The 22,859-nt window shown below is 70.5% G+C and carries 22 protein-coding genes and 2 pseudogenes; 14 read left to right on the forward strand and 10 right to left on the reverse strand.

What is annotated here, in order from left to right; all coding sequences use genetic code 11:
• Nucleotides 1-190: 190 nt before the first annotated feature.
• Together FHX81_RS01930 and FHX81_RS01935 are read left to right on the forward strand one after the other, a co-directional pair.
• Nucleotides 191-2,488, forward strand: a complete 2,298-nt coding sequence (locus FHX81_RS01930; RefSeq protein WP_170231887.1) for a helix-turn-helix transcriptional regulator — start codon at nucleotides 191-193, stop codon at nucleotides 2,486-2,488.
• 132 nt (nucleotides 2,489-2,620) lie between these two features.
• Entirely contained in the window at nucleotides 2,621-3,451 is an 831-nt protein-coding gene (locus FHX81_RS01935; protein ID WP_141974928.1) for a CPBP family intramembrane glutamic endopeptidase, read from the forward strand.
• A 681-nt stretch (nucleotides 3,452-4,132) separates the two neighbouring features.
• Here the strand turns inward: FHX81_RS01935 and FHX81_RS01940 are convergent.
• Nucleotides 4,133-4,594 carry a MarR family winged helix-turn-helix transcriptional regulator gene (locus FHX81_RS01940; RefSeq protein WP_141974929.1) on the reverse strand — a complete coding sequence of 154 codons (462 nt, stop codon included), beginning with the start codon at nucleotides 4,592-4,594 and terminating at the stop codon, nucleotides 4,133-4,135.
• Between the two features lie 57 nt (nucleotides 4,595-4,651).
• Here FHX81_RS01940 and FHX81_RS01945 point away from each other — a divergent pair, with 57 nt between their 5' ends.
• The 3 genes from FHX81_RS01945 (at nucleotide 4,652) to FHX81_RS01955 (ending at nucleotide 7,301) form a co-directional block, all read left to right on the forward strand.
• Nucleotides 4,652-4,876 (forward strand): hypothetical protein, encoded by a 225-nt coding sequence (locus FHX81_RS01945; protein WP_246107573.1) that lies wholly within the window; start codon nucleotides 4,652-4,654, stop codon nucleotides 4,874-4,876.
• An 84-nt stretch (nucleotides 4,877-4,960) separates the two neighbouring features.
• Entirely contained in the window at nucleotides 4,961-5,620 is a 660-nt protein-coding gene (locus FHX81_RS01950; protein ID WP_141974930.1) for a hypothetical protein, read from the forward strand.
• Nucleotides 5,613-7,301, forward strand: coding sequence for a tyrosine-type recombinase/integrase (locus FHX81_RS01955; RefSeq protein ID WP_246107574.1), 1,689 nt, complete (start codon nucleotides 5,613-5,615; stop codon nucleotides 7,299-7,301). Before FHX81_RS01950 ends, FHX81_RS01955 begins: the two co-directional genes overlap by 8 nt.
• 250 nt (nucleotides 7,302-7,551) lie before the next feature.
• Here FHX81_RS01955 and FHX81_RS40220 read toward each other — a convergent pair whose 3' ends face one another.
• The gene (locus tag FHX81_RS40220) at nucleotides 7,552-7,716 is read right to left on the reverse strand and encodes a hypothetical protein (protein ID WP_170231888.1); all 165 of its coding nucleotides are present in this window, start codon (nucleotides 7,714-7,716) and stop codon (nucleotides 7,552-7,554) included.
• Nucleotides 7,717-8,931: 1,215 nt separating this feature from the next.
• Between FHX81_RS40220 and FHX81_RS01960 the strand changes: the two genes are divergently transcribed.
• Together FHX81_RS01960 and FHX81_RS01965 are read left to right on the forward strand one after the other, a co-directional pair.
• Nucleotides 8,932-9,321 (forward strand): hypothetical protein, encoded by a 390-nt coding sequence (locus tag FHX81_RS01960; RefSeq protein ID WP_141974931.1) that lies wholly within the window; start codon nucleotides 8,932-8,934, stop codon nucleotides 9,319-9,321.
• Entirely contained in the window at nucleotides 9,308-10,327 is a 1,020-nt protein-coding gene (locus FHX81_RS01965; protein WP_246107575.1) for a tyrosine-type recombinase/integrase, read from the forward strand. Before FHX81_RS01960 ends, FHX81_RS01965 begins: the two co-directional genes overlap by 14 nt.
• 156 nt (nucleotides 10,328-10,483) lie before the next feature.
• On the opposite strand, the gene FHX81_RS01970 is transcribed toward FHX81_RS01965, so the two are convergent.
• Nucleotides 10,484-10,717: a hypothetical protein gene (locus FHX81_RS01970; protein WP_141974932.1), complete on the reverse strand. Its 234-nt coding sequence runs from the start codon at nucleotides 10,715-10,717 to the stop codon at nucleotides 10,484-10,486.
• A 601-nt stretch (nucleotides 10,718-11,318) separates the two neighbouring features.
• Here FHX81_RS01970 and FHX81_RS01975 point away from each other — a divergent pair.
• On the forward strand, nucleotides 11,319-12,080 hold the full coding sequence (locus FHX81_RS01975) for a transposase family protein (protein WP_141974933.1): 762 nt from the start codon (nucleotides 11,319-11,321) through the stop codon (nucleotides 12,078-12,080).
• Between the two features lie 390 nt (nucleotides 12,081-12,470).
• Here the strand turns inward: FHX81_RS01975 and FHX81_RS01980 are convergent, their stop codons facing one another.
• The gene (locus FHX81_RS01980) at nucleotides 12,471-13,715 is read right to left on the reverse strand and encodes a hypothetical protein (protein WP_141974934.1); all 1,245 of its coding nucleotides are present in this window, start codon (nucleotides 13,713-13,715) and stop codon (nucleotides 12,471-12,473) included.
• A gap of 122 nt (nucleotides 13,716-13,837) precedes the next feature.
• Here FHX81_RS01980 and FHX81_RS41715 point away from each other — a divergent pair.
• A pseudogene (locus FHX81_RS41715) lies at nucleotides 13,838-14,000 on the forward strand (lysine 2,3-aminomutase); the annotation flags it as partial.
• A 478-nt stretch (nucleotides 14,001-14,478) separates the two neighbouring features.
• Nucleotides 14,479-14,736, forward strand: a complete 258-nt coding sequence (locus FHX81_RS01990) for a hypothetical protein (protein ID WP_141974935.1) — start codon at nucleotides 14,479-14,481, stop codon at nucleotides 14,734-14,736.
• A gap of 111 nt (nucleotides 14,737-14,847) precedes the next feature.
• Here FHX81_RS01990 and FHX81_RS01995 read toward each other — a convergent pair whose 3' ends face one another.
• Both FHX81_RS01995 and FHX81_RS40225 read right to left on the reverse strand, forming a co-directional pair.
• Nucleotides 14,848-15,204 (reverse strand): OB-fold nucleic acid binding domain-containing protein, encoded by a 357-nt coding sequence (locus FHX81_RS01995; RefSeq protein WP_141974936.1) that lies wholly within the window; start codon nucleotides 15,202-15,204, stop codon nucleotides 14,848-14,850.
• On the reverse strand, nucleotides 15,201-15,371 hold the full coding sequence (locus FHX81_RS40225) for a hypothetical protein (protein ID WP_170231889.1): 171 nt from the start codon (nucleotides 15,369-15,371) through the stop codon (nucleotides 15,201-15,203). The genes FHX81_RS01995 and FHX81_RS40225 overlap by 4 nt, the downstream gene beginning before the upstream one ends.
• Before the next feature lie 254 nt (nucleotides 15,372-15,625).
• Between FHX81_RS40225 and FHX81_RS02005 the strand changes: the two genes are divergently transcribed.
• Both FHX81_RS02005 and fxsT read left to right on the forward strand, forming a co-directional pair.
• Nucleotides 15,626-16,027 carry a hypothetical protein gene (locus FHX81_RS02005; protein ID WP_141974937.1) on the forward strand — a complete coding sequence of 134 codons (402 nt, stop codon included), beginning with the start codon at nucleotides 15,626-15,628 and terminating at the stop codon, nucleotides 16,025-16,027.
• Nucleotides 16,024-18,408 (forward strand): FxSxx-COOH system tetratricopeptide repeat protein, encoded by a 2,385-nt coding sequence (fxsT, locus tag FHX81_RS02010; protein WP_141974938.1) that lies wholly within the window; start codon nucleotides 16,024-16,026, stop codon nucleotides 18,406-18,408. The genes FHX81_RS02005 and fxsT overlap by 4 nt, the downstream gene beginning before the upstream one ends.
• Before the next feature lie 19 nt (nucleotides 18,409-18,427).
• On the opposite strand, the pseudogene FHX81_RS02015 reads toward fxsT, so the two are convergent.
• Both FHX81_RS02015 and FHX81_RS42775 read right to left on the reverse strand, forming a co-directional pair.
• Nucleotides 18,428-19,489, reverse strand: a pseudogene (locus tag FHX81_RS02015) (hypothetical protein).
• A 123-nt stretch (nucleotides 19,490-19,612) separates the two neighbouring features.
• Nucleotides 19,613-20,146, reverse strand: coding sequence for a PHP domain-containing protein (locus FHX81_RS42775; protein ID WP_342787156.1), 534 nt, complete (start codon nucleotides 20,144-20,146; stop codon nucleotides 19,613-19,615).
• Between the two features lie 226 nt (nucleotides 20,147-20,372).
• Here FHX81_RS42775 and FHX81_RS02020 point away from each other — a divergent pair, with 226 nt between their 5' ends.
• Nucleotides 20,373-21,083, forward strand: a complete 711-nt coding sequence (locus FHX81_RS02020; protein ID WP_170231890.1) for a Crp/Fnr family transcriptional regulator — start codon at nucleotides 20,373-20,375, stop codon at nucleotides 21,081-21,083.
• A 143-nt stretch (nucleotides 21,084-21,226) separates the two neighbouring features.
• Here FHX81_RS02020 and FHX81_RS02025 read toward each other — a convergent pair whose 3' ends face one another.
• Both FHX81_RS02025 and FHX81_RS02030 read right to left on the reverse strand, forming a co-directional pair.
• Nucleotides 21,227-21,718: a hypothetical protein gene (locus FHX81_RS02025; protein ID WP_141974940.1), complete on the reverse strand. Its 492-nt coding sequence runs from the start codon at nucleotides 21,716-21,718 to the stop codon at nucleotides 21,227-21,229.
• A 9-nt stretch (nucleotides 21,719-21,727) separates the two neighbouring features.
• Nucleotides 21,728-21,961 (reverse strand): hypothetical protein, encoded by a 234-nt coding sequence (locus FHX81_RS02030; RefSeq protein ID WP_141974941.1) that lies wholly within the window; start codon nucleotides 21,959-21,961, stop codon nucleotides 21,728-21,730.
• An 87-nt stretch (nucleotides 21,962-22,048) separates the two neighbouring features.
• On the opposite strand from FHX81_RS02030, the gene FHX81_RS02035 reads away from it, so the two are divergent.
• On the forward strand, nucleotides 22,049-22,684 hold the full coding sequence (locus FHX81_RS02035) for a hypothetical protein (RefSeq protein WP_141974942.1): 636 nt from the start codon (nucleotides 22,049-22,051) through the stop codon (nucleotides 22,682-22,684).
• The last annotated feature ends 175 nt before the right edge of the window (nucleotides 22,685-22,859 follow it).

The following is a 22,859-nucleotide window of genomic DNA, read 5'->3' on the forward strand; positions in this document are numbered from 1 at the left end:
GCTCCCGTCACGCTCCATTGCGCAAGGTAATGCAATTCTTTGCAGGCTAGACCCGGTGCGACGCAGGTGTAAACGGCTTGACGAGGCCTGATGACGAGCGATCTTTGCAAGCCTTTGCAAGATTACCCGCGTGTTCGTCGCTTCCCGGATCTCACGGACCGCGCACGGACGGATGTCGTACGGTGTCCGGATGACCGAGCGGGCAGCGGGAGGCGGTGCGGTGCCGCGGGCGCTGAGTTCGTTCATCGGACGCAAGGACTTGCTGGCCGAGCTGCGCCGGCGGATCGGGGCCGCGCCGCTGATCACGCTCACCGGCGTGGGCGGCGGCGGCAAGACCCGGTTGGCGCTGGAGCTCGCCGCGCAGGTGCACCGCGCGTACGACGACGGCGTGCGGGTGGTCGAGCTGGCGTCCGCGCGCGGCGGTGACCCGGAGTTGCTGGCCCAGGTGGTGCTGAGCGCCGTCGGCGTGCCCGACCAGGCGACCACCACGCCGTTGGAGACGTTGGTGGACTACCTGCGGCCGCGGCAGGTGCTGCTGCTGCTGGACAACTGCGAGCACCTGGTCGAGCCGGTCGCTCAACTGGTGCGCGCGGTGCTCGGCGCCGCGCCCGGTGTGCGGGTGCTGGCCACCAGCCGGGCCCGGCTGCGGGTGCCGGGCGAGGTGCTCGTGATGGTGCCGCCGCTGGACGTGCCCGCCGAGGACGCGCCGCTGGACCTGGACCACGAGTCCGTGGCGCTGCTGGTGGACCGGGCCGAGGCGAGCGTCCCGGGCTGGCGCGTGACGCCGGAGAACTGGCCGGACGTGGTGCGCGTGCTGCGCCGCGTCTCGGGCATCCCGCTGGCGATCGAGCAGGCCGTGGTGCGGATGCGGTCCATGCCGGTGTCACTGCTGGCCGACCGGCTCGACGACGTGATGCGCGTGCTCACCGCCAACGACACCACCGCGGTCGAGCACCACCAGACCATGGCCGCGCTGATCGACTGGAGCCACGCGCACTGCACACCCGCCGAACGCCTGCTGTGGGCGCGGTTGTCGGTGTTCGAGGGCGGGTTCGACCTCACCGCGGCGGAGGACGTGTGCGCGGGCGACGGGCTGGCCGCCGACGAGGTCGCGGACGCGCTGGCCGGGCTGCTGGACAAGTCGATCGCGCTGCCGTCCGCCGACCGCAGCCGCTACCACCTGCTGGAGCCGTTGCGGCAGCACGGCGCGGCCCGACTGCGGTCCGCCGGCGAAGAGGAGGGCGTGCGGCAGCGGCACCGCGACCACTTCCGGCGTGAGGCGGCCCGGCTGGCCGAGTCGTTCGCCGGGCACAACGAGGCCGCGCTGCTGGCCGCGGTCGACGCGGACATGGCCAACCACCGCGTCGTGCTCAACGACCTGATCCGCGACCCCGCCACCGCGCACGCGGGCCTGCAGATGAGCGTCGACCTGGCCCGCACCCGCTGGTACACCTACGCCGGTCGATTACCCGAGGAACGGCTGTGGCTGGGCCGCGCGCTGGCCGCCACGCCGCCCACCGCGGACCCGCTGCGGGCCAGCGCCATCGCCCTCGACGCGTGGATCGCGCTGTGCCTGGGCGTGGAGCGGGAACTCGTCGCGCGGCGGGTGGACGAGGCCGACGCCCTGGCGCGCGAGGTCGGCGGGCCGGTGCCCGCGGTGACGTTCGTGCGCGGCGCCTACGCCGTGCTGGCGCTGGGCGCGGTCGACGGGGTCGAGCTGTTGCGGCAGGCGCACGAGGAGTTCGGGGCGCTCGGGCCGGCGTTCGCGGTGGACCACCACCTCGCGCACATCATGCTCACCGTGTCGTTGGTGCTGCTCGGCTCGCGTGAGCAGGCCGAGCCCGCGGCGGAGGAGTTCCACGCGGAGTGCCAGCGGCTCGGGGCGCAGTGGGGGATCAGCTGGGCGCACTGGTGCCGCGGTGTGGTGCAGACGCGGTGGGGTGACCCGGTGGGCGCGCTGGACGTGCTGATCGAGGGTCTGCGCGTGCAGCGGGAGATCCGCGACAAGTGGGGTCCGCTGTGGTCGATCGAGGCGTTGGGCTGGGCGCACTCGCGGGCCGGCGACGGGTCCGCGGCGGCCCGGATGCTGGGGCTGGCGCACGGGCTGCACCGGGTGACCGGGGTGCGCGTGGACGGCCTGGTGCCGTTCGCGTGGATGACCGCGCAGGCCGTGGCACGGGCGAAGGCGGTGCTCGGGGACGACGAGTACGCGCGCGCGTACGCCGGTCCGGCCGAGTCGGTGGAGCAGGCGCTGGCCGTCGTGCTGGACGAGGTGCCCGCCGCTCCGGACCTCCGCCCCGGCGGCCTGACCCCGGCCGAGTGGAACGTGGCCCGGCTGGTCGGTGACGGCCTGTCCAACCCGGAGGTCGCCACCAGGCTGGTCATCTCCCCCGCCACCGTGCACACGCACCTGACCCGCATCTACCGCAAGCTGGACATCACCAGCCGGCACCAGCTGATCACGTTGCTGGCCGGCCTGGCCGACTGAGCCCCGCTCGCGTTGTCCCCCGTGCGAGCTACACGCGAGTGTCCACCGCACGGTGACGCGCCGAGGGCGTCGGATCCGTAGCGTCCTCCCGGTCCGCGGCCGAACGGTCGCGGACCGGGAGGAGAGGTCTTCATGCGTTTGGTGCTGCAGCTCGTGGTCGTGGCGGCGGTCGCCTTCGCGGGCAACCAGGCCGTCGCCGCGGTGGCGGGCAACCCGTGGCTCACGCTGGTGCTCGGCGTCGCGACCGCCGTGCTGGCGGTGCTCGCCTACGCCTGGGTGGTGCGGCGGACCGAACACCGCGCGCCCGCCGAGATCGCCCCGGGCGGCGGCGCCGCCGCGACCGGTCGCGGGGTGCTGATCGGGTTGGCGATGTGCGGCGCCGTCATCGCCAACCTCGCGTTCCTCGGCGGCTACCGGATCGACGGCTTCGGCTCCCTGACGGGCGCCGCCGCCGTGCTCGGCTTCATGGCCGCCGCCGCCGTGACGGAGGAGCTGCTGTTCCGCGGCGTGCTGTTCCGGATCGTCGAGCACCGCACCGGCACCTGGGTCGCGCTCGCGCTGTCCGGCGCGGTGTTCGGCCTGGCCCACCTGCCCAACCCGAACGCGACCGCCTGGGGCGCGACCGCCATCGCGATCGAGGCGGGCTTCATGCTCGCCGCCGCCTACGCCGCCACCCGCACCCTGTGGCTGCCGATCGGGCTGCACTTCGGCTGGAACTTCGCGCTCGCGGGCGTCTTCGGGGCGGACGTGTCGGGCAACGACACGGCGACCGGTCTGCTGGACGCGACGCTCTCGGGTCCGACCTGGCTCACCGGCGGCGATTTCGGCCCCGAGGGCAGCGTGTACGCCGTGGCGGCGGGTGCGGCGCTGACCGTGGTGTTCCTGTGGCTGGCCCGCCGTCGGGGACTCATCGTCCCCCGACGCCCGAACCGCGCCCGCGTGCACGCCACCCCCGCCGCGTGAACTCGACGCGGCACCCGCCGCGTGAGCTGCCCGCCCGGGGAAGCCACCCGAGCCGCAGCCCTTCGCCCGAGCCCGAGCCGGCGCGAGGGCCAGAGGGCCGCCCGGGGGCCGGCGGCCCGGATGGTCGGCTGTCAGCGGTCCGGGTCGTGAGCGGTCCGGGTCGGGTCGTGAGCGGTCCGGGTCGTGAGCGGTCCGGGTCGTGAGCGGTCCGGGTCGTGAGCGGTCCGGGTCGTGAGCGGTCCGGGTCGTGAGCGGTCCGGGTCGTGAGCGGTCCGGGTCGTGAGCGGTCCGGGTCGTGAGCGGTCCGGGTCGTGAGCGGTCCGGGTCGTGAGCGGTCCGGGTCGTGAGCGGTCCGGGTCGTGAGCGGTCCGGGTCGTGAGCGGTCCGGGTCGTGAGCGGTCCGGGTCGTGAGCGGTCCGGGTCGTGAGCGGTCCGGGCCCTGGACGCCGCCGGGCCGGCCGTTTTCTCCGGCTAACGTGAGAGATGCGGTTCGGGTTGTCCGAGGTTGCACGCTTCGCCCGACCGGGTGATCCGGGCTCGGCACGGTCCCGGCGAACCGGCAGGTCGGGGTGGTGGTCGGCCGGTTCGAGCACCACGCGCACGGTGGTGAACGGGTTGGTCGCGGCCCTGTCCGCGCGCTCCAGCGAGTCGGGCCGCACGGCGGCCGCACGTCGTGGCCGGTCAGGGGTCGGCGGCGATCCGGTCCAGCACCCGGTGGAACACGCGGTCCAGGGTGGTGGCTTCCTCCGGCGTCAGGTCGTCGAAGACGTAACGGCGCACGGTCGCGACGTGGCCCGGTGCGGCGGACTCGATCGCGGCGCGTCCGGCGGCCGTCAGGCGCACCATCGATCCGCGCGCGTCCTCGGCGCACTCCTCGCGCACGACCAGGCCGCGCTTCTCCATCCGGCCGATCTGGTGGGACAGCCTGCTGCGCTCCCAGCCGACGAGCGCGCCCAGCTCACGCGACCGCACCACGCCGTCCGGCGCCTCCGACAGCGGCACGAGCAGGGCGTAGTCGGCGTTGGACAGCCCCGAGTCGCGCAGCAGCCGGCGCTCGACGGCGCTGTGCAGCTCGCGGTTGAGTGCCAGGTAGGCCTGCCACACCCGCGCCTCCCGCTCGTCCAGCCACCGCGGTCCGCCCATGTGGGTCACGCTAGCAACATGTTGACGTGTCATCAATGTGCCCGCTAGATTGTTGACGTGTCCACAAAGGGAATGCAGCTCGGCGTCTACAGCTTCGGTGACCGGCACCCCGACCCGGTGACGGGCGAGCGCGTGTCGGTGGCGGACAAGCTCGCGCAGACCGTCGAACGGATCAAGCTGGCCGACGAGCTGAACCTGGGCTTCTACGGGTTGGGCGAGCACCACCTGGCCGACTACTCGATATCGAACACGCCGATGTGGGATTCCTCCCACGCCAGATAGCCGCCCGGCCGACCGTCCCGGCCACGCCGCGACCGGCCCACTCCCCCGCTCCCCGGTGGGACGCTTCCCCTCCGGAGGGCCACGGTGGGTGACCGGATCGTCCCCAGCCTCACGTTCGGCTCCGGGCCCGAGCCGGCGGCCGGCGCACCACCGCCGTACCCCACGGCAGCGCGTCACGACCGCGACGTCCCCGGGAATCGGTGCCATCCCGACGGTGCTCCCCTCCCCCACGTCGAGGGATCCACCCCGCGACGACGCGAACTGGATCTGCGCCGGACCGAGGCGCCCGGCCCCGGCGTTCTCGCGAGACCGCGCACACCGCCGGTCCGTCGCTACGCCGTGCGCGCGTTCGACGGCAAAGGCCGCATCGCCGACCGGCCGCTGTTCGGATTGCTGGGATGGGATCGCGGGACGCCGGTGTCGATCCACGCGCACGACAGCGGGGTGTTGGTGATGCGGCGCGATCCGGACGGCGGCTCCGCCCTGACCGAGCGGGTCATGGTAGCCGTGCCTGCCCCGCTGCTGCGGTGGTGCGGGTTCGGATCGCGGGAGCATGTCTTGCTGGTGGCGGTGCCGTCGTTGTCGGCGCTGGTGGTGCACGGCCTGGAGGTCGTGGACCGGCTGCTGCCCGACGCGGAGCGGATGGTGTCGGAGGCGTCCCCGGTCCGGGAGCAATTGGGGGACCTGCCGACCGGTTCGGCCGGCGCCGGTGCGCGGCGTGAGCCGGAGGTGGCCGGTGACTGAGGTGGGGTCCGTCGGCGGCGTCGCGGCCGGGGGCCGTGCCGATCCCGGCGCCGTGTCGGTGGCGCTGCAGGTGCTCGAGCAGATGGGGCTGACGCCGGCCGATCTGGTCGGTGCGGTGGTGGCGCCGAGGGTTCCGACGTTCGCGGAGCTGGTGCCGCAGGCGTTGCGGGCGGTGTCGAGCGAGGCGTCGCGTCGGTCGTACCGTTCGTATCTGACCAAGGCGGTGGCCGTGTGGGGGTCACGTCGTCTGGACGAGGTGCGGCCGGAGGACGTGCGCGACTTTTTGGGGCACGTGCGGGACACGGTGGTGGTGCGGCGGTCGAACACCGGTGGGTCGAACGCGATGCGCAATGCCTATCAGGCGTTGTCGTATCTGTATCGGCATGCGGTGCAGCGTGGGTTCATCGGTGAGCGGCAGGTGGTGTTGCGGCAGGTGGAGATGCCGAGGAAGCAGTCGTCGCGGCGTCATGCCGTGAGTCCGCAGTTGATCTCGGAGATCTTCCGGGTGGCCCGGGAGACGGGTGTGGATCCGGAGTTGGACGTGTTGCTGTTGCGGTTTCATCTGGAGACCGCTGCGCGTACGGGTGGTGCGTTGGCGTTGCGGGTGCGGGATCTGGATGTCGACCAGTCGTTGGTCCAGTTGTGGGAGAAGAGCGGGACGCGGCGGTGGCAGCCGGTGTCGCCGACGTTGATGGGGCATCTGCTCGAGCATGCGCGTCGGCGGGGTGCCCGGGACGACGGGGACAAGGTGTTCCGTCGCCTCGACGGTGCTGCGATGAGCAGGAAGCGGTACGGGTCGTTGTGGGATCGGCTGCGCGGGCGTCTGGAGAGTGTGCGGGTGGCGCAGGTCAGCACGCATTGGCTGCGGCATACGACGTTGACGTGGGTGGAACGCAACTTCGGTTACGCGGTGGCCCGGGCCTTCGCCGGGCATGTGGTGTCGCAGTCGAGTCTGCACGGGTCCACCCAGACCTACGTCAAGGCCGGTATCGGCGAGGTCGCCGCGGCGGTGCAGGCGTTGACCGGTGAGCGTCATCCGTTGGCGCCGTCGGCGGACTCGGCGGGTGCGGTGGAGGGGGTGTCGACCGCGGTCGGGTTGCCGCGTGTGGTCGACGGTTCCCGGGAGCGTGTGGGGTTGCGTGAGTGGTTGCGTGCCGAGGATGCCCGGACCGCCGGGCTGGGGAGTCTGTTCGAGTGGGTTCTGGCGCTGTACGAGGAGGCTGAGCGGGCCGGGAAGCCGCGGCCGGACGGTGATGTCCTGGTCGAGATCACCGGGGCGTCGGTGTACGCGGTGCGGGCGGCGCAGAGAAAGGTCGCCGATGCCCTGAGGCGGCGGGCGCAGGACGATCTGGTCGAGCGGATTCGCCGGTTGCGCGAGGAGGCCGAGGCAGCCGGCATGCCTCGGCCGAACCGGGCGGCGTTGGCCGAGGCGACCGGGGTGACGGTTTCTGCTGTGCGTGGGGCACTCGCCCGACTCAACATGCCCGCGCGGGAGCGGGGGCAGGACGAGAGGCAACGTGCTCTGGTCGAACGGGTCCGACTGTTGTGTCGGGAGGCCGAGCGGGCGGGGAGGCCTTGGCCGGGTCGTCGTGCTTTGATCGACGCGACCGGGGAGACGGCTCACGCGGTGCGGTTGGCGCAGGCGGACATCCGAGCCTGTAGAGGGGTGCGGGCTGATTGACCGGCGAGATGGTTCATTCGTCGCAGTCGGGACCGATCGGGCACAGGTCCAGCGCAACACCCCTGGGTATCGGGCTGGTTGCGTGGCCACGCGACGAGCTCGGCGACCTTCGGCGACCTTGCGGGCTGAAGAAGAATTCCGCGCCCACATGACCTCCGGGTCCGTTGTGGGGCGGCTCGATGTCGCGTTGCGTCGTTTCCGCTTCCCGGTCACTCCGCTCCGGATCCGCGCCGTCTGATCGAGTTAGGTTTTAGTTAGCACTGAAGTAATCATGAGTATCGGGCCACTCGTGATTATGGCTGGCGAACGGACATCCGTCGTACCGTGGCCGGCGTACGCGTTCGGCCGTCGCCGGGCCGTTGCGCAGTTCCAGCTGCTTCTCGACGAGCTGCTCCAGGTACTCGGCGGCGGGCATGCCGGTCTCCACTCGCCAGGCGGACGCCGAACGGTCCATCCGCACCGTCCGACGCGAGGCCACTGACCGACTGTTTGTCACGTTGCGGGCCCACTCTGTCGAACGGTTGTGTGCGAGCCAGTGAGCGTTCCATCCCGACCGAGTTCGTCCTCCGGCCCGTGCACAGCCGCGATTAAGCCTGCTCGGCGGTCCAGTCAGCGCTATGCCGGAGCCGCGTCGAGCATCGTCGCTGATCGGAGAAGGTCTTGGAGCAGGTCGAGAGTGGAGACCAGAAGGTATCCGTCCAGGACGGCGACCGGCAGGGAGAGAGGGGCACGTGGAAGGTTGGTGGCGGGTCAAGGGACGGGCACCAAGCCAGTGGGCGGTGAGCGCCAGGCGGGGGAAGAGGAGGCACGATGGCCTGGTTCGGGTACCGCAACGCCCGGGCTGGCCGCGTCGACTGTCAGCAGACCAGCGGCGGCGTCCGAAGACAGTGCTCCCGGCCGGTCTGGCGTGCCGATGTGGTGGAGCACAGCTACGCCACCCGTTACGTCCTATGACGTTCTACTTTTCGGCTGACCTGCAGGCTTCGAGCGCCCACAAGACTGACATGGGCACCCTCGATGACCGTCGCTCTGCGACCTTTCACCAGCCCCTGAGGTGTCCCGCCATTCCACTCCACGAAATATACGCAGCAATCTGTTTCGACCGTTGAAAGCCGCTTTTTCAGAGCGTGAAAAGTTTGGCAACCCGCACCGGATCAGTTAGAGTCATGATCTCAAACTTCCGTTCCAAAGCAGCACGGAGTCGACCGCCTCAGGGACGTATCTGCCCCGACGAACGAACAGGAGGCTCCGAAGCCGCGAAACCCGCACGATCCACGCACCTCCTGTGGGAGCACCGCAACATTGGAGAATCAGGCAGCGCGGGCCTTTAGTCGCACGGTCTGCTTATCACGACCACGCCGCCCGGCCTGACACCCGCCGCAACCTCTCGCAGATACACAAGCATCCCAATCGCACCCAACGGTCTCACTATGGAACGGACGAGATCGTACGGCGACTTATCCACCAGCGGAGAGGCATGAATAATTGGACCGACACATTTCACGATCAACCCACGCCTATGACACTACCGAACTCCGATCCCGAAGACGTCGTCATCCGGGCACTGTCGCTACCAGCGGTTCTCCCCGGTCGATCCCGCGCCCGATCAAGAAGACTCGATGTCGGCGACTTGTACGCCAGGGTCAACGACTCCACACTGCGCTTCGCGTTGTCCTCAGCGGACCACCGTGGACGTCTGGCCAGTCAACAGATCTTCAATCACTTGGGCTGGCAGACGGGTCAGGGCCTCGCAGCCGTCTTGGGGCGCAACTATCTTCTGCTCCGCCCGGACCCGGACGGTGAACTGATCGTCGGGAAGCGCGGGCGGTTGCTGCTGCCGGTCAACCTGCTGCACTATTGCGGACTCAGCACAAATCGGCAGATTCTACTGATCGCCGCAGTCGAACATGACATGCTCATCGTCCATCCACAACAGAACCTCGCCGAGATGGCCCGAGGGTTCCACCAGTCCCAGATTCACCACGACGTACACACAAGGACCTCTCTTGGCCACAACTGACGAACTGGCCATGGCGCGCTTATTCCTCGAACGCATGGGCATTTCCCTCGAAGAATTGTCCTACACCGATCCGCGACCGACGGCGCCCACAATCGCGGAATTCGTTCCGACCGTCAGCGGCGCGGTGCCAGCCGGAACCCGCCGAACCTACACACCGTACTGGCACAAACTCGTCCATGTCTGGGGTGCAGTACGCATCGACGAGATCAACGCCACCGATATCAACTGGTTCATCGGACACGCCCGTACGACCGCGGTCGTACGGCGTTCCAGCCGCGGAGGGCACAGTGCCGCACTACACGCCTACCGCGCGTTGCGATGCCTCTACCGATACGCGATCTGGAACAGGGTGCTCGACCCACGAGACGATCCCACCGAACTCGTGACCAAGCCGAAAACCGTCAGATCCACTAGACACGCGATCGACAACGGCCTGCTCAGCGACATCGTGGACGTCGCATCCACAACCGGCAACGATCCTGCCTTGGACGCGATCATCATCCGCCTGCACCTGGAAACCGCAGCACGTCGAGCAGGAGGACTCGGCATCCGACCACGTGACCTCGATCCGCAACGGTCACTGATCCGACTCCGCGAGAAAGGGGACATCACTCGTTGGCAACCGGTCTCCCCCACCCTGATGACCAACCTATTACACCTGACACAGACCCGCGGCCACCGCGACGACGACACCCCGATCCTGCGCAACCGCAAAGGCAAGCCGATCACGGCACGACGCTATGACCATCTCTGGGAACGCATCGGCGAACACATCGACACCGTCAGAACCCTCGGCATCACCACGCACTGGCTACGACACACAACCCTCACCTGGGTAGAACGCAACTTCGGCTACGCCGTCGCGCGGGCCTACGCCGGACACGCCGCCTCAAGCACCCGCACCGGCGTCACCACCACCTACGTACGCGCCGGCATCAGCGAAGTAGCCGAAGCCTTGGCCGCGCTGACCGGCGACCCTCACCCGCTCGCCCCCAAGCCGCTCTGAGACACCCTGCCAAAACGCACTGCGGTCTTTACTAGGTTTCTCGCCGAACCCGACGCGCTGTGGGCAGTCACCGCCCGATCCAACCGCAGCAAAGCCGACCAGGTCCCACGGCAATGGATAGAGTGTTGTTGGTCGGGTGATGCGCGCGGTTAGCGATCACGATGGCGCGAAGATGACCGCCCGTTCCTTGTCGTAGCATTCGAGCCGGGTGCCCAGGTAGAACCTGGCCGGCGTGTAAGTGACGTGCTTGAGCGTGCGGGGTTGGTAGTAGTGGGCCTGCCTGTCCTGGTCACAGCCCTCGCGTTCGACCGCGGAGCCCAACCGCAGGTGCCATACTTCGCCAGCATCGACGTCGAGAACGAACACGCCTTGCTTGAAGCGGTTGTTCACCGACAGCATCTCCTTAGAGACACGGACCTCGATGTACTTGTCCGAGCTGGGGGCTGCGCGGCGGCGAGCAGAGCGCGTGCGCGCTTGACGGTGAACACCCACAACACGCCCAGGAAACCCAGGCGGCGGTCGAGCCCGGTGTGGGCTTTCGCCTCCTCGACGCCGATGGCTGAATCCTGCACCTCGACGGCGATTCAGTGGCCGTCGCCTAGGGTGACCGCGACGTCCACACGGCGGTTGTGCCGCCATGCGCCGCCGTCGGCGGCAGGTAGAGTCACCGCGCCAGCCCTCGGCGCGCGGAGAGCGTCATCCCCGACCGCGACCTCAGTCGAACCGAGGGCTGGCCACTCACTCCAAGCAAAAGCTCTCCGCCGCTGCTACGGGAATACCTGGCGGCAACATGACGACCAGGCCACAGCCCAAGCGGTGCACATGTTCCTGTTTCACGCGACAGCGCCGCGGGTGCCGTTCCATGGCCGTAACCGGCTGGATGCTGAGGCAGTGAGCCCTTTCCAACCTGGTGGTGGCGGGTTGGAGACGTGGCGAAGCTCCTGGTAGATGACTTCTCGACCAAGAGCAAGGCCATCGCCAGGAGCTTCGAGTGCTTGTCTACCCATCCGCGATCGACCTGTCCAGTTCGCATCTCCGCTTCCTCGCCCGGGAACTGACCGTGCATCGGCGCCGGATCGGCAGCAGGTGGCGCCGCCTCGATCCCGGACGCCAAGCCCTGCTGGTCCTGGCCCACTTACGCTGCGGCGACACCTACACCCGTCTCGCCGCCGGGTTCGGCATCGGCCTGGCCACCGTCTGCCGCTACATCCACGAAGCGGTCGAACTCCTGGCCGCACTGGCACCGGACCTGGCCGACGCGGTGCACGTCGCCGCGCGCAAGGCCTACGTCATCCTCGACGGCACCCTGCTCCGGATCGACCGAGTCGCCACCGACCGCCCGTACTACTCGGGCAAACACAAGCGACACGGGATGAACGTCCAGGTTCTCGTCGACCCGGCCGGACGCCTGCTGTGGACCTCGCCCGCACTGCCCGGCTCGGCCCACGACCTGACCGCGGCACGCACCCACGGCATCGTCGACGCCCTGACCACAGCGGACATCCCGTGCTGGGCGGACAAGGCCTATCGAGGCGCGGGCGGTCCGATCCGCGTGCCCTACCGAGGCAGGTGGCACAACCTCTCGCCCGGCCAACAGGCGGTCAACCGCTCCCACGCCCGCATCCGCGCACTCGGCGAACGAGCCGTCTCCACCCTGAGGACCTGGCGACTACTGCGCAGACTCCGCTGCTCCACCACCCGCATCACCAACCTGACCCGAGCCGTTCTCGCACTCCACCTCGCCGCCGGATGAGGTTGGAAAGGGCTCAGTGCGAACACCGCAGTAACAGCATCAGCGCTTGCCTACCTCATCGACAATCTGGCCGCCTCACGGCCGAGGAGTTCTCCCGACGCACCGGGCGCCCCCGGCGCTGTTCACCAACCTCCTCATCGACCCCACCCTGCCTGACTTGAACACCGTCCAGGCCGTGCTCACCGCCACCCGCGAGACCTCCCCCGAGGCCACCTGCACGTGGAAACGCCGCTGGGAAAGCCTGCGCAGCGATCACACCGACTGGGTTGGCGCCGTGGCACGCCGCCACCGCGGCACCCGCGCCCGCTGGCCCCGCGCCCGTACCGTCCGCACCGAGTACACCGAGCCGAGCACCTACGTCACCGACGACGTCCCGTTCCTCGGCTCGGCCTACGGCGGACTGGAGCAGACCCGACGGTCCCACCGGGAGGTCATGGCTTCCTCACCGCCCAACAGCGGCTTGTCGGCCGGCCCCTTGGGATACGGGCCGCGGTAGATGACCTTGTGGCGTTGCTCGGAGGGGTACCACTGGCGCACCTTGTGCATCCGCACCACCCAGCGGTGCCGCCACTGCCGACCGGGCTCCCCCGCGCCCGAGTCGGCCTCACCCGGCGAGGCGGTGGTGCGCAGGCGGGCCACGCGCACCTCGGGCGAGACGCCCGCCTTGGCCGCGGCCACCCGCGCGGAGTGGCGGACTTCGGCCGGGTCGGTCACCACGATGCGCTGCTCGCACAGCCGCCAGAACGCGTAGAGGAACCGCATGGCGAAGGTGTCGTCGTGGTCGTCGATCTCGCTGCCCGGCGTGTACTCGCCGATCACCCGCTCCTCCTCGAACCCCAGCTCCTGCACCTCCTCGCGCGCCTGCCGCCCGGTCCGGCGCGCGATCTCGCCGAAGTCGGCCAGGGCACGGCGCTGCTCCTCGGTCGTGGTCTGGCCGAAGGCCCAGCAGCGCATGGCGTCCAACATAAACGGCGGCAGCGGGGTCCCCTGAGCGCGAGCCATCGCCGCGACATCGAGGAACGAGTCGGGCCGCACCGGGCCGTGGGTGTCGTGGTAGACCGAGAACCGCACCGCGGGCTTGCGCTCGAACCCGCCAACGGCCGGGTCGGGCACCGCCAGCTCCACCGGCGAATGCCAGTGGTAGGCGCGGTCGTCGCCGAGGTTGCCGTTGATCGCCCGGACCAGCAACGGATGCGGCAACACCAGCACACCCGACGGGCTGGGCAGGTCGTCTGCCGACAGCAGGCTCAAGTCCTCCAGCGTGAGGGTCTGCGCCGCGGCGACCACCACGTCGCACATCTCCGGACTCACGATGTAGAGATCGGCCTCGCCCAACCAGCGCGATTCGTCGGCCAGCACCCGCTCGGCGACCTCCATCCAGTGCCCCGGCCGCCAGGACATCGGGTATCCCAGACCGCCCAGCAGCAACGACATGGCCACCGACCGCGCCGTCCCCGCGTCGGTCTGCGCGCTCAAGGTCTCCATCTTGACCTCGAAGTCCGACATCAACCGCGACGCCTGCCACGCCCGCGCGATCGGCGCCTCACCCAGGAACCGCGCGGTCCCGATCCGCGCCTCCCGCGCCGCCCGCGCCCCACCCGCAGCCGTCCACACCTTCGCCTTCCGACCCCCCACAGCCACCCCTTTGCCCGCCGCACACCGGCTACGTCCGACCCTGACCATGCCACCACCCGGCGTCACAGCACGACCGCGACGGGCGACACCCTCGTCATGTCGGTTCACGTCGGCAGGTTGCACCTTCCGGCCGCTACATGGTCCCCGTCCGATCCGACCGCGACCCCGACTGGCCCAGCCACCTCCACTCCACCCGCGACTCCCTCCACGAAGCCGAGATACGAGATATGGGTCATCGAAGGCCTCACCCACCGCTACCCCGCCAAGGTCCTCGCCGGACTCGTTCCAATGGCCGCCGTGCGGCGTCAACCTGCTATCCACACCGACGTCGACGCCCAGAATGGATGACCGACTACCTCACGCACACGCTGCGGCGACGTCGCCAACGTCCTTGACTCTCACGTCGAACCCGGCCTCCTCGGCCCTGCTTCGCCACTCCACGTGTCGACGCCGCTACCCCTACTACGTGTGCGACATGATCCCCAGCATCGGGCATACGAAGACGGCGACCGTGAACGCGGCATCTGTTACCGGATCAACTCCGTGCCTGCGCGTGGCAATGCACCAGCCTTCACGCCCTACGGCTACACGCTGCGGAACCCGAACGCCCAGGTCAGAAGGGACGAGCGGCCCAACGCTCCCCAAGGTACGAGCGGCCCTAAACGCTCCCTGCCGGAATATTTACGCCCAAACCAGGATCTGGCAGCATAACTTGCGGCGACGAGATCTCGTCACCGGAAGATCACTAGAGAAGGGAGTCCCGGTGCCGAAGCGGCCACGCAAGAAACGCCGGGCACGCGTTCAACGCACACGGCGAACGCAGCAGCATCGGCGAACGATCGCCGCCGTCAAGACCAACTCCACACCGTTCAAGGCGCGCGAGAGCCTGGCCACCATCCGTGCAGCGGCGGCCAGGCTCTCAGCTAAGTGGCAGCCGACGCTCCACTGGATGTTCAGGCTGGTGCGCCTGTACAGCCAGGTCAAGAACGGCGACTACACCGTATTCGATCTGTTCACCTAGATCCACTAAGTGGTCGGAGCCGGGTGGCGTCCCGGTTCCGGCCCTCTCACTCTAAACCCGGGCGCTAGCGGCAAGTCCACCGCACCAGGGGTTCATTAAGCAAGCCTTCGGCTACGTGTAGTCACGGGAGCGGGAGAGCACGGCGGCCAGGTCGAGCGCTAGTAGCTGGTCGGCTTGGATGTTGACCACCGCGCCGCCGTGGTCGGACTCGATCCGGCCTCGGACCAGCAGCGCGGTCGCCGAGGAGGCGAGCACCCGGTAGCGGTCCCACAGGCCCGGTGAGCAGATGACGTTGGCCATGCCCGTCTCGTCCTCCAGGTTGAGGAACGTGACGCCGCCCGCGGTCGGTGGCCGCTGCCGGTGGGTGACCACCCCTCCGACCAGCACCCAGGTGCCGTGCTCGACCTCGGGTAGCTCGGCGGTGGTCAGCGCGCCGCGTTTGGCCAGGTGGGCGCGCAGCAGGCTCACGGGGTGGGAGTCGGGGGAGATGCCGGTGCCCAGGCGTCGGCGGTCAGCAGCTCCAGCGCGGTCATGCCGGGCAGGGCGGGGGCGGGTGCGACGCCGGTGGTGCCGGGCAGTGCGTAGCCGACCGAGCAGGAGTGGCGCGAGTTCCAGCAGCACTTCCAGGCCCGCAAGCTCGAACTCGGCGAATGCGGCCGCCCCTACGGCACCCCCTGCAAGCACGAACACGCCTGCTTCTCTGAACTAACGCCGGTCGCGGGTTGGCCGGTGAAGATCTCGGCGGGGTCTAGCGGTCGGTGTGTGTCTGCGTCCGGGTGGTTTCCGTCCGGTGGCGGTGTGGGCGATGATCGTCACCGGTGTAGCGGGCGGACGGGTGGCGACGATCACCCCGGTGAACAAGGTCGACGTGCGATGAGGGGCGGGTTCGGTGATCGAGTCGGTGGACTTACTGGTCACGGCGTTGGCGGCGGGAGCGGCGGCGGGGTTGACCGATACCGCGTCCACGGCGGTGAAGGACGCCTACCTGAGCCTCAAGGCAGGCGTGTTGGGTGTTCTGCGTCGTGACGGGTCCGTGGCGGGTGAGGTGGTGCGGGCTGTGGAGGACGACGCCGTCGCGACGGGCGGGCAGGCCGGGGAGTTGACGGCGGCCCTCCACGGGGTCAGCGCCGACACCGACCCCGAACTGCTCGCGGCGGCCCGGCAACTGCTGGAGTTGGCCGACCCCAGTGGCGCCGGGAACGGGAAGTACCGGGTGGTCGTGCACGGCGGCCAGGGAGTCCTGGTGGGCGACGGGAACATCCAGCACAACACCTTCTCCCAGCCCCGATGACCGAACCCGACGAGCCGGACCAGTCACCCTGGAGGCCGTCGACGGTCGTGCACGGCGGCCAGGGAGTCCTGGCCGGCAATGGGAACACGCAGACCAACGTCTACCACCAGCACACCACCTACCCGGCGCGGACGGTGACGTGGCCGGTCCGTGTCGGCACCCCGCCGCCGGTGGACCACCACTACCAACCCCGCTACGCCGACACCGCGGTGGCCGCGGCGTTGGCCGTCGGGGACGCGGCGGTCCTGGTCGGAGCCCCCACCGGCACGGGCACGGTGGTGCGGGGTCAGGGCGGGGTGGGCAAATCCCAGACCGCCGCGCGTCTGGCCTGGTCGCTGTGGAAGGACCCCGGGCTGGACGTGGCGGTGTGGGTGAGCGCCCTGTCCCATGACGCGGTGCTCACCGCCTACACCGAGACCGCCAAACAAGTGTTGTGCGAACGGCACCCCGACATCGACACGCGGCCCCCGCAGGACGCGGCGCGGTTGCTGCGGGACTGGCTGGCCGCCACCGACCGCCAGTGGCTGATCGTGTTCGACGATCTCCAGGACCCCGGCGACCTACGAGATCTCTGGCCGCGGCACCATCGGGGTGGTCGGGTGGTGGTCACCACCCGACACCGCGACAGCGCCCTGGGCCAGGGCCGGGTGGTCGTCGAGTTGGACGTGTTCACCGAGACCGAGGCGGAGGACTACCTGCGCGGTGTCCTACCCGACACAGACCCCGAGGACCTGCGCGGGCTGACCCGTGACCTGGGCGGGCTGCCGCTGGCCCTGGCCCAGGCCGCGGCGTTCATCAACGACAACCCCCTGCTTACCGTGGCCGGATACCGGGAGCGGCTGGCCGACCGCCGCCGCACCCTGGCCGAGCTCATGCCTGCCACCGGTGAACTGCCCGACCACCACCGTGACACCGTCGCCGCGACCTGGTCGCTGTCGATCGAACACGCCGACACCCTGCGACCCAAGGGTCTCGCCCGGCCGGTGCTGCGGCTGCTCAGCCTGCTCGACCCCAACGGCACACCCTTGACAGTGCTGACCACCACCGCCATCCGCGAGCACCTGGCCACCGTTGTCAGCCGCACCGTCACCTCCGACGATGTGGCCGACGCGTTGGGTGTCCTGCACCAACTCAGCCTGGCCACCATCGGATCCGACCGATCGATCCGCATGCACGCCCTGCTGCAACGGGCCGTCCGCGACGCCCTCACCGACGACACCACCGCTGAACTGGCCCTCATCGCGGCAACCGCCCTGGTCGAAGCCTGGCCTGAAATCGACACCCGCGACGTCGCACTGGCCCAAGCCCTGCGCTCCGCCACCACCACGCTGCACGACACCACCACCCCCGCCCTGCTCACCCCCGACGCACACGTCGTGCTCTTTCGCGCCGGACACTCGCTCGGCGACTCAGGCCAGGTCCACGCCGTCGTCACCCACTTCGCCCGTCTCTACGAGGACACCACCCGACACCTCGGCCCTGACCACCCCGCCACCCTGACCACCCGCAGGCACCTCGCCCGCTGGCGGGGTGAGGCGGGTGACTGGGCTGGCGCCGCGACCGAGTTTCGGACGCTGCTCGACGACTACCGTCGGCTGCTGGGTCCCGACCACCCCGCCACCCTGGCGACCCGCAGCCACCTCGCCTCCTGGCGGGGTAAGGCGGGTGACTGGGCTGGCGCCGCGACCGAGTTTCGGACGCTGCTCGACGACTACCGTCGGGTGCTGGGTCCCGACCACCCCGACACCCTGTACACCCGCAGCCACCTCGCCCGCTGGCGGGGTCAGGCGGGTGACCCGGCAGGCGCCGCCACCGAGTTCCGGACGCTGCTCGACGACTTCCGTCGGGTGCTGGGCCCCGGCCACCCCGACACCCTGACCACCCGCAACGGCCTCGCCTCCTGGCGGGGTGAGGCGGGTGACCCGGCAGGCGCCGCCACCGAGTTCCGGACGCTGCTCGATGACCGGCTCCGGGTGTTGGGCCCCGACCACCCTGACACCCTGGCCACCCGCATCCACCTCGCCCGCTGGCGGGGTGGGGCGGGTGACCCGGCAGGCGCCGCCACCGAGTGCCAAGAGCTGCTCGAAGACCAACTCCGCGTATTAGGCCCCGACCACCCCGAAACCCTGACCACCCGCAGCCACCTCGCCCACTGGCGGGGTGAGGCGGGTGACCCGGTCGGCGCCGCCACCGAGTTACGGACGCTGCTCGACGACTACCGTCGGGTGCTGGGCCCCAACCATCCTGACACCCTGTACACCCGCAGGCACCTCGCCCACTGGCGGGGTGAGGCGGGTGACCCGGTCGGCGCCGCCACCGAGTTACGGACGCTGCTCGACGACTTCCATCGGGTGCTGGGCCCCGGCCACCCCTACAACTGACCACCCGCGACAACCTCGCCTACTGGCGGTGGATGCCCAGGTGCCGCGGGACGTCCTCGAACTGGCGGGCCAGGTCCAGCACCGCCTCGGGCAGCGGCGCGTCGTCCCGCACGCCGCCCTCCCGTCCTGCGCCGCTCCCGTCGGCCGCACCGGCGGTCGTCGGGGTGTCGGCGCCGGTCAGCGCGGACAGCAGCTGCCACAGCCCGATCCGCCGGGTCCAGGTGTCCACCTGCCCGGCCGCGTAACCCAGGGCCCGCGCGGCGTCGCGCCCCGCCGACCGCGCCCGATAGGTGATCACCGTGCTCACCAGCGCCGCCCGCTGGCGGCCGTAACGGTCGTAGACGTGCTAGATCACCTCCTCACGCCGGTCGGACTCGATGTCGATGTCGATGTCCGGTGGTGAGCCCTGCCGCTCGGAGTTGAGGAACCGCTCCAACATCAAGTCTCACTTGACGGGGTCCACGGTGGTCACCCCGAGCGCATAGCAGACCGCGGAGTTCGCCGCAGAACCCCTGCCCTGGCAGTAGATCCCCCGCTCCCGGCAGAACTGGACCAACGACGCGACGATCAAGAAGTAGCCGGCGAACCCCAGCTGCGCGATCACGGTCAGCTCGTGCTCCAGCTGCGCGTAGGCCTGCGGCTCGCCTTGCGGCGTGCCGTAGCGGTCGCGTGCGCCGCGCATCGTCAGCTCCCGCAGCCAGGAGTCCTCGGTGTGCCCGTCCCCGACCGGGAACGGAGGCAGGCGGGGTGCGACCAGCCGCAGGTCGAACGCGCACTCCAACCCCAGCACCGCCGCGTTGGCCACCGCGCCGCGGAACCGGGAGAACCGGCGCGCGGCGAACTCCCCGCTGCGCAGGTGCCGTGTCGCGCCCGGCGGCAACCAGCCGGCCACTTCGTCCAGGCTCGCGCGCGCCCGCACCGCCGCCATCGCCCCCGCCAGGCGCGCCTGCCGCGGGTGCGCGTAGTGCACCCCGCCCCCGGGCGACCAGCGGCACCCCGAAGTCCTCCGCCAACCCGGCCAGCACGTCGTTGGCCGCGTCATGCCCCGGCAGCCGCTGGTCGACCAGCTCCACCGCCACATGCCCTCGCCCGAACCTGTCCGTCAGCCAGGCCAGTTCCCGCCGCGCGCCCTGCGCACCCTCGACGGTCAGGGCCCGGCGCACGCGGCCCTTGCGGCAGCCGGTCAGCACCAGCACGTGCCCGGCTAGCTCGTCCACCACCTGCTCCAGGTCGTAGCGCGGCCTACCCTTGCCCTCCCCGCCAGATGCGCCGCGGACACCACCCGGCACAGCCGCCGGTACCCCTCCGCGTCCCGTGCCAACGCCAGCAGGTGCTCGCCGCCGGGGTCCGCCGACCCCGCCCGGCCGTCGACCAGGCCCAGGTTCATCTCCACTCCGTAGGCGGTCGGCACGCCCAACGCCCGCCCCACCTCGGCCAACCGCACCACCCCGTGAAACCCGTCGTGATCGGTCAACGCGATCGCGTCCAGGCCGAGCCGGGACGCCTCCTCCACCAGCTCCTCCGGATAACTCGCACCGTCGAGGAAAGAGAAGTTGGAGTGCACGTGCAACTCGGCGAACGGCACCCGCGCGACCGGCCGCTCCGACAACACCCGCGCCCCGGCCACGTCCTGCGGCGGCCGGTAGCCGTCCCGCGCGTGCACACGCCCGCCACGCGCCACAACCCCGACGGCGGAATCCGCCGACCCGTCGACCACCACGACAACCCGTCCGCGCACGCCACGGCCGACGGGGAAGATCAGCCACTCCAGAAGATGCGAGGGATTCTCACCCGCGTGTACTTGCAGGTCAAACCGATCACACCTACCCCCTCCCCGGTCCCCCGGTCACCGATCCGCACGACCGGCGCTCCGCAACCGTGTCCCCCGCGCACCCGCGCGGGTGATGAGATGGCACCAGGGCAACGGGGTGTGCGGTGCCGGGCAGGATGCGGGGCGTCGGGGGGTGAAGGCAATAGAGGATCTACCGGATCGAGGTCTGCTGGGCCGGTTGGACAACCACGTCGCACAGGCGATGCTGACCCTGGGCCACCCGATCGGCTACCCGCCCGGCACGCAGCTCCTGCGCCGTGGTGGTGAGGACCGCCACGCGCTGTTGCTGCTACGCGGCGCGGTCAAGATCCAGGCCGGCGAACCCGACGACCCGGCGTTACTGGCGGTGCGGGCGGCGGGTGATCTGGTCGGGGAGATGGCCGCGCTGGACGACCGCCCCCGCTCGGCCACCGTGATCGCCGGCGGCGAGGTCGTGGCCCGGCTCATCCCGCCGCAGGAGTTCCGCCGGTTCCTCCAGCGTCACCCCGAGGTGCTGCTCGACATCGCCCGCGACAACAACGACGAGCTGCGCTGGGCCAACCGGCTGCGGCAGGCCGTGCCCCTGCCCGCCGAGTCCCGCATCGCCCTCGTGCTGGACCACCTCGTGCGCAGGTACGGCCACCGCACCCCCGACGGCCGGTGGAGCCTGGAACTGCACCTGACCAACATCGAGCTGGCCTCCATCGCCGGAATGCGGGCCCGCACCGCCGAGCAGGCGTTCAGCAGACTGCGCGACGCCGGGATCGTGCTCACCGGCACCCGACGCGTACTTCTGGTCCCCCGCATCGACCGCCTCACCGAGGCGACACGCATGGACAGCCGGCCGACACCCGCGCCGGTCTGAACGGCCGAGCACCCCGTCGACCGCGGAGCCGGCTGTCGGCTGCGCCCGCCACGCCCGCCAGTGCGGACGGCGAGCACCACCGACAACGACCACCGGGTCCACCACCGCCGCGACGTCACCCCGCCCACCCGGTGCCGGGAAGGTCAGGCCAGGTGGGGGGCGAGCGCTTCGGCGATCCGACCCGCCGGCACCCACCCGTCCGCGTCGACGTCCACCACGACCTCGGCCACCGGCGGGTCGGCCGGATCCCCGGCTCCGTCCACGGCCCACACCCGCAGCAGACTCGCACCGGGACGCACCGGCACCACCCGCTCCCCCGCCCGCAACGCCATCACCTGCACCGGACCGCGCCCGTCCACCACCAGCGCGTCGTCCTCGCGCACATCCTCACGCGTCCGGTCCACCACCGCCTCCACCCCGGCCGCCACCAGACGCGCCACGACCGCCTCGCACAACGACGTCGACGCGCCGAACAGCCGCGCCCGCCGCAGGATCGGCGCCAGGATCTCCCCCGGAGGGATCTCCAACCGCCGCCCGTCCCGGTCCTCACCGGTCAACGTCCTCGGCTCAAACGACGCCCACCGCGCGCGGGCATCCGCTTCCAAGGCGACCGGATCAGCGACCGTGCCAGACACGAGAACTCCTCACCTCAGGGTCAGGGCCGGGAGATCGTTCGTGTCGCCACCGACACCCGCCCGCCGCTCGGCACGGTGACCGATGTGCACCCGACCACGCCGGTGCCGCAGTACGAGCCCACACTTCCGCACGCGGCTCCCGCCGAACGTGGCCACGGCCGACACGATCAACACGGTGCTCATCGTCGCCGGAAGCCTGGTCAGCCAGCCCACTTCGCCCGTCAACTGCCGCAGCGCCTCCACGACGGCACACTGTGCGGCCACCCGGTCGTGGCGTCGGACGGTCCGGTGGCCGGACGGCGCGACGCGGTGGCGCGGAAGAATGCCGCCATGCCACGGCCCTACCCGCACGCCCACGACGACTGCGACTCCTGCGGGCAGTTCGACGCGGACATGGCCGTCCACCACCGGCACCCGAACGGCGCCGACCAGCGGCTGTGCCAACGTTGCGCGGGCCCGGTGCTGACCCGTCTGGTGCTCACCGGACACACCCTCACAGTGCGCGCCCTCGATCACGATGACCGGATCGACCAGGGCACGCCCGGGACCGGACACGACGCGGTCGATGGACACCCGGATCCGACCACGCTGTCGCACGAGCGGATCGAGCCCCGGCACGTGGAGGGCGTGCTGTGGACGGTCGAGCTGGCCGAGCAGGCTCTGCGGGGCGCGCGGCCCGCCGGCTCGACGTTCCTGCGAGTGCTGATCGACCAAGGCGGCACGGCGACCGCGGCCCGGCTGCGCGAGCTGACCGGCCAGCACAACCTGCACCACATGACCCTGACGGTGAACACCTCCGCGCGCCGGGTGCTGGGAGGCCGCCAAGACGGAAGCGGGGAACGGCTGCGCGTCGCGATCCCCCGCCCCGACCCGAACGCGCCGCGGTCCCAGACCGTGCACGACTACACGTTGCCCGAGGACCTGGTGCCCATCCTGGACGCGGCGCTGCGGCGCATCGGCCGCTGAACGCCGTGTCGGCCCGGCGGGAAGTCCGCCGGGCCGACTCGGATCGAACCTGCGTGATCAGGCCGGCGGGGCAGCCGTAGCCGCGCCGGCTGCTCCTCGACCGCCGCGCACGACCCGAGGGCTACGACTCCGCCCCGAACCCGGCTCGTCGGGGTGATCGTGCGGTGAGGGGCCG

This window comes from Saccharothrix saharensis (assembly GCF_006716745.1).
GTDB classification, from domain to species: Bacteria; Actinomycetota; Actinomycetes; order Mycobacteriales; family Pseudonocardiaceae; genus Actinosynnema; species Actinosynnema saharense.

Coding starts and splice junctions, on each gene's coding strand:
- fxsT (WP_141974938.1), top strand. CDS start 16,024: ATGACCGAACCCGACGAGCCGGACCAGTCACCCTGGAGGCCGTCGACG.
- FHX81_RS01930 (WP_170231887.1), top strand. CDS start 191: ATGACCGAGCGGGCAGCGGGAGGCGGTGCGGTGCCGCGGGCGCTGAGT.
- FHX81_RS01935 (WP_141974928.1), top strand. CDS start 2,621: ATGCGTTTGGTGCTGCAGCTCGTGGTCGTGGCGGCGGTCGCCTTCGCG.
- FHX81_RS40220 (WP_170231888.1), bottom strand. CDS start 7,716: ATGCCCGCCGCCGAGTACCTGGAGCAGCTCGTCGAGAAGCAGCTGGAA.
- FHX81_RS02035 (WP_141974942.1), top strand. CDS start 22,049: ATGCCACGGCCCTACCCGCACGCCCACGACGACTGCGACTCCTGCGGG.
- FHX81_RS01940 (WP_141974929.1), bottom strand. CDS start 4,594: ATGGGCGGACCGCGGTGGCTGGACGAGCGGGAGGCGCGGGTGTGGCAG.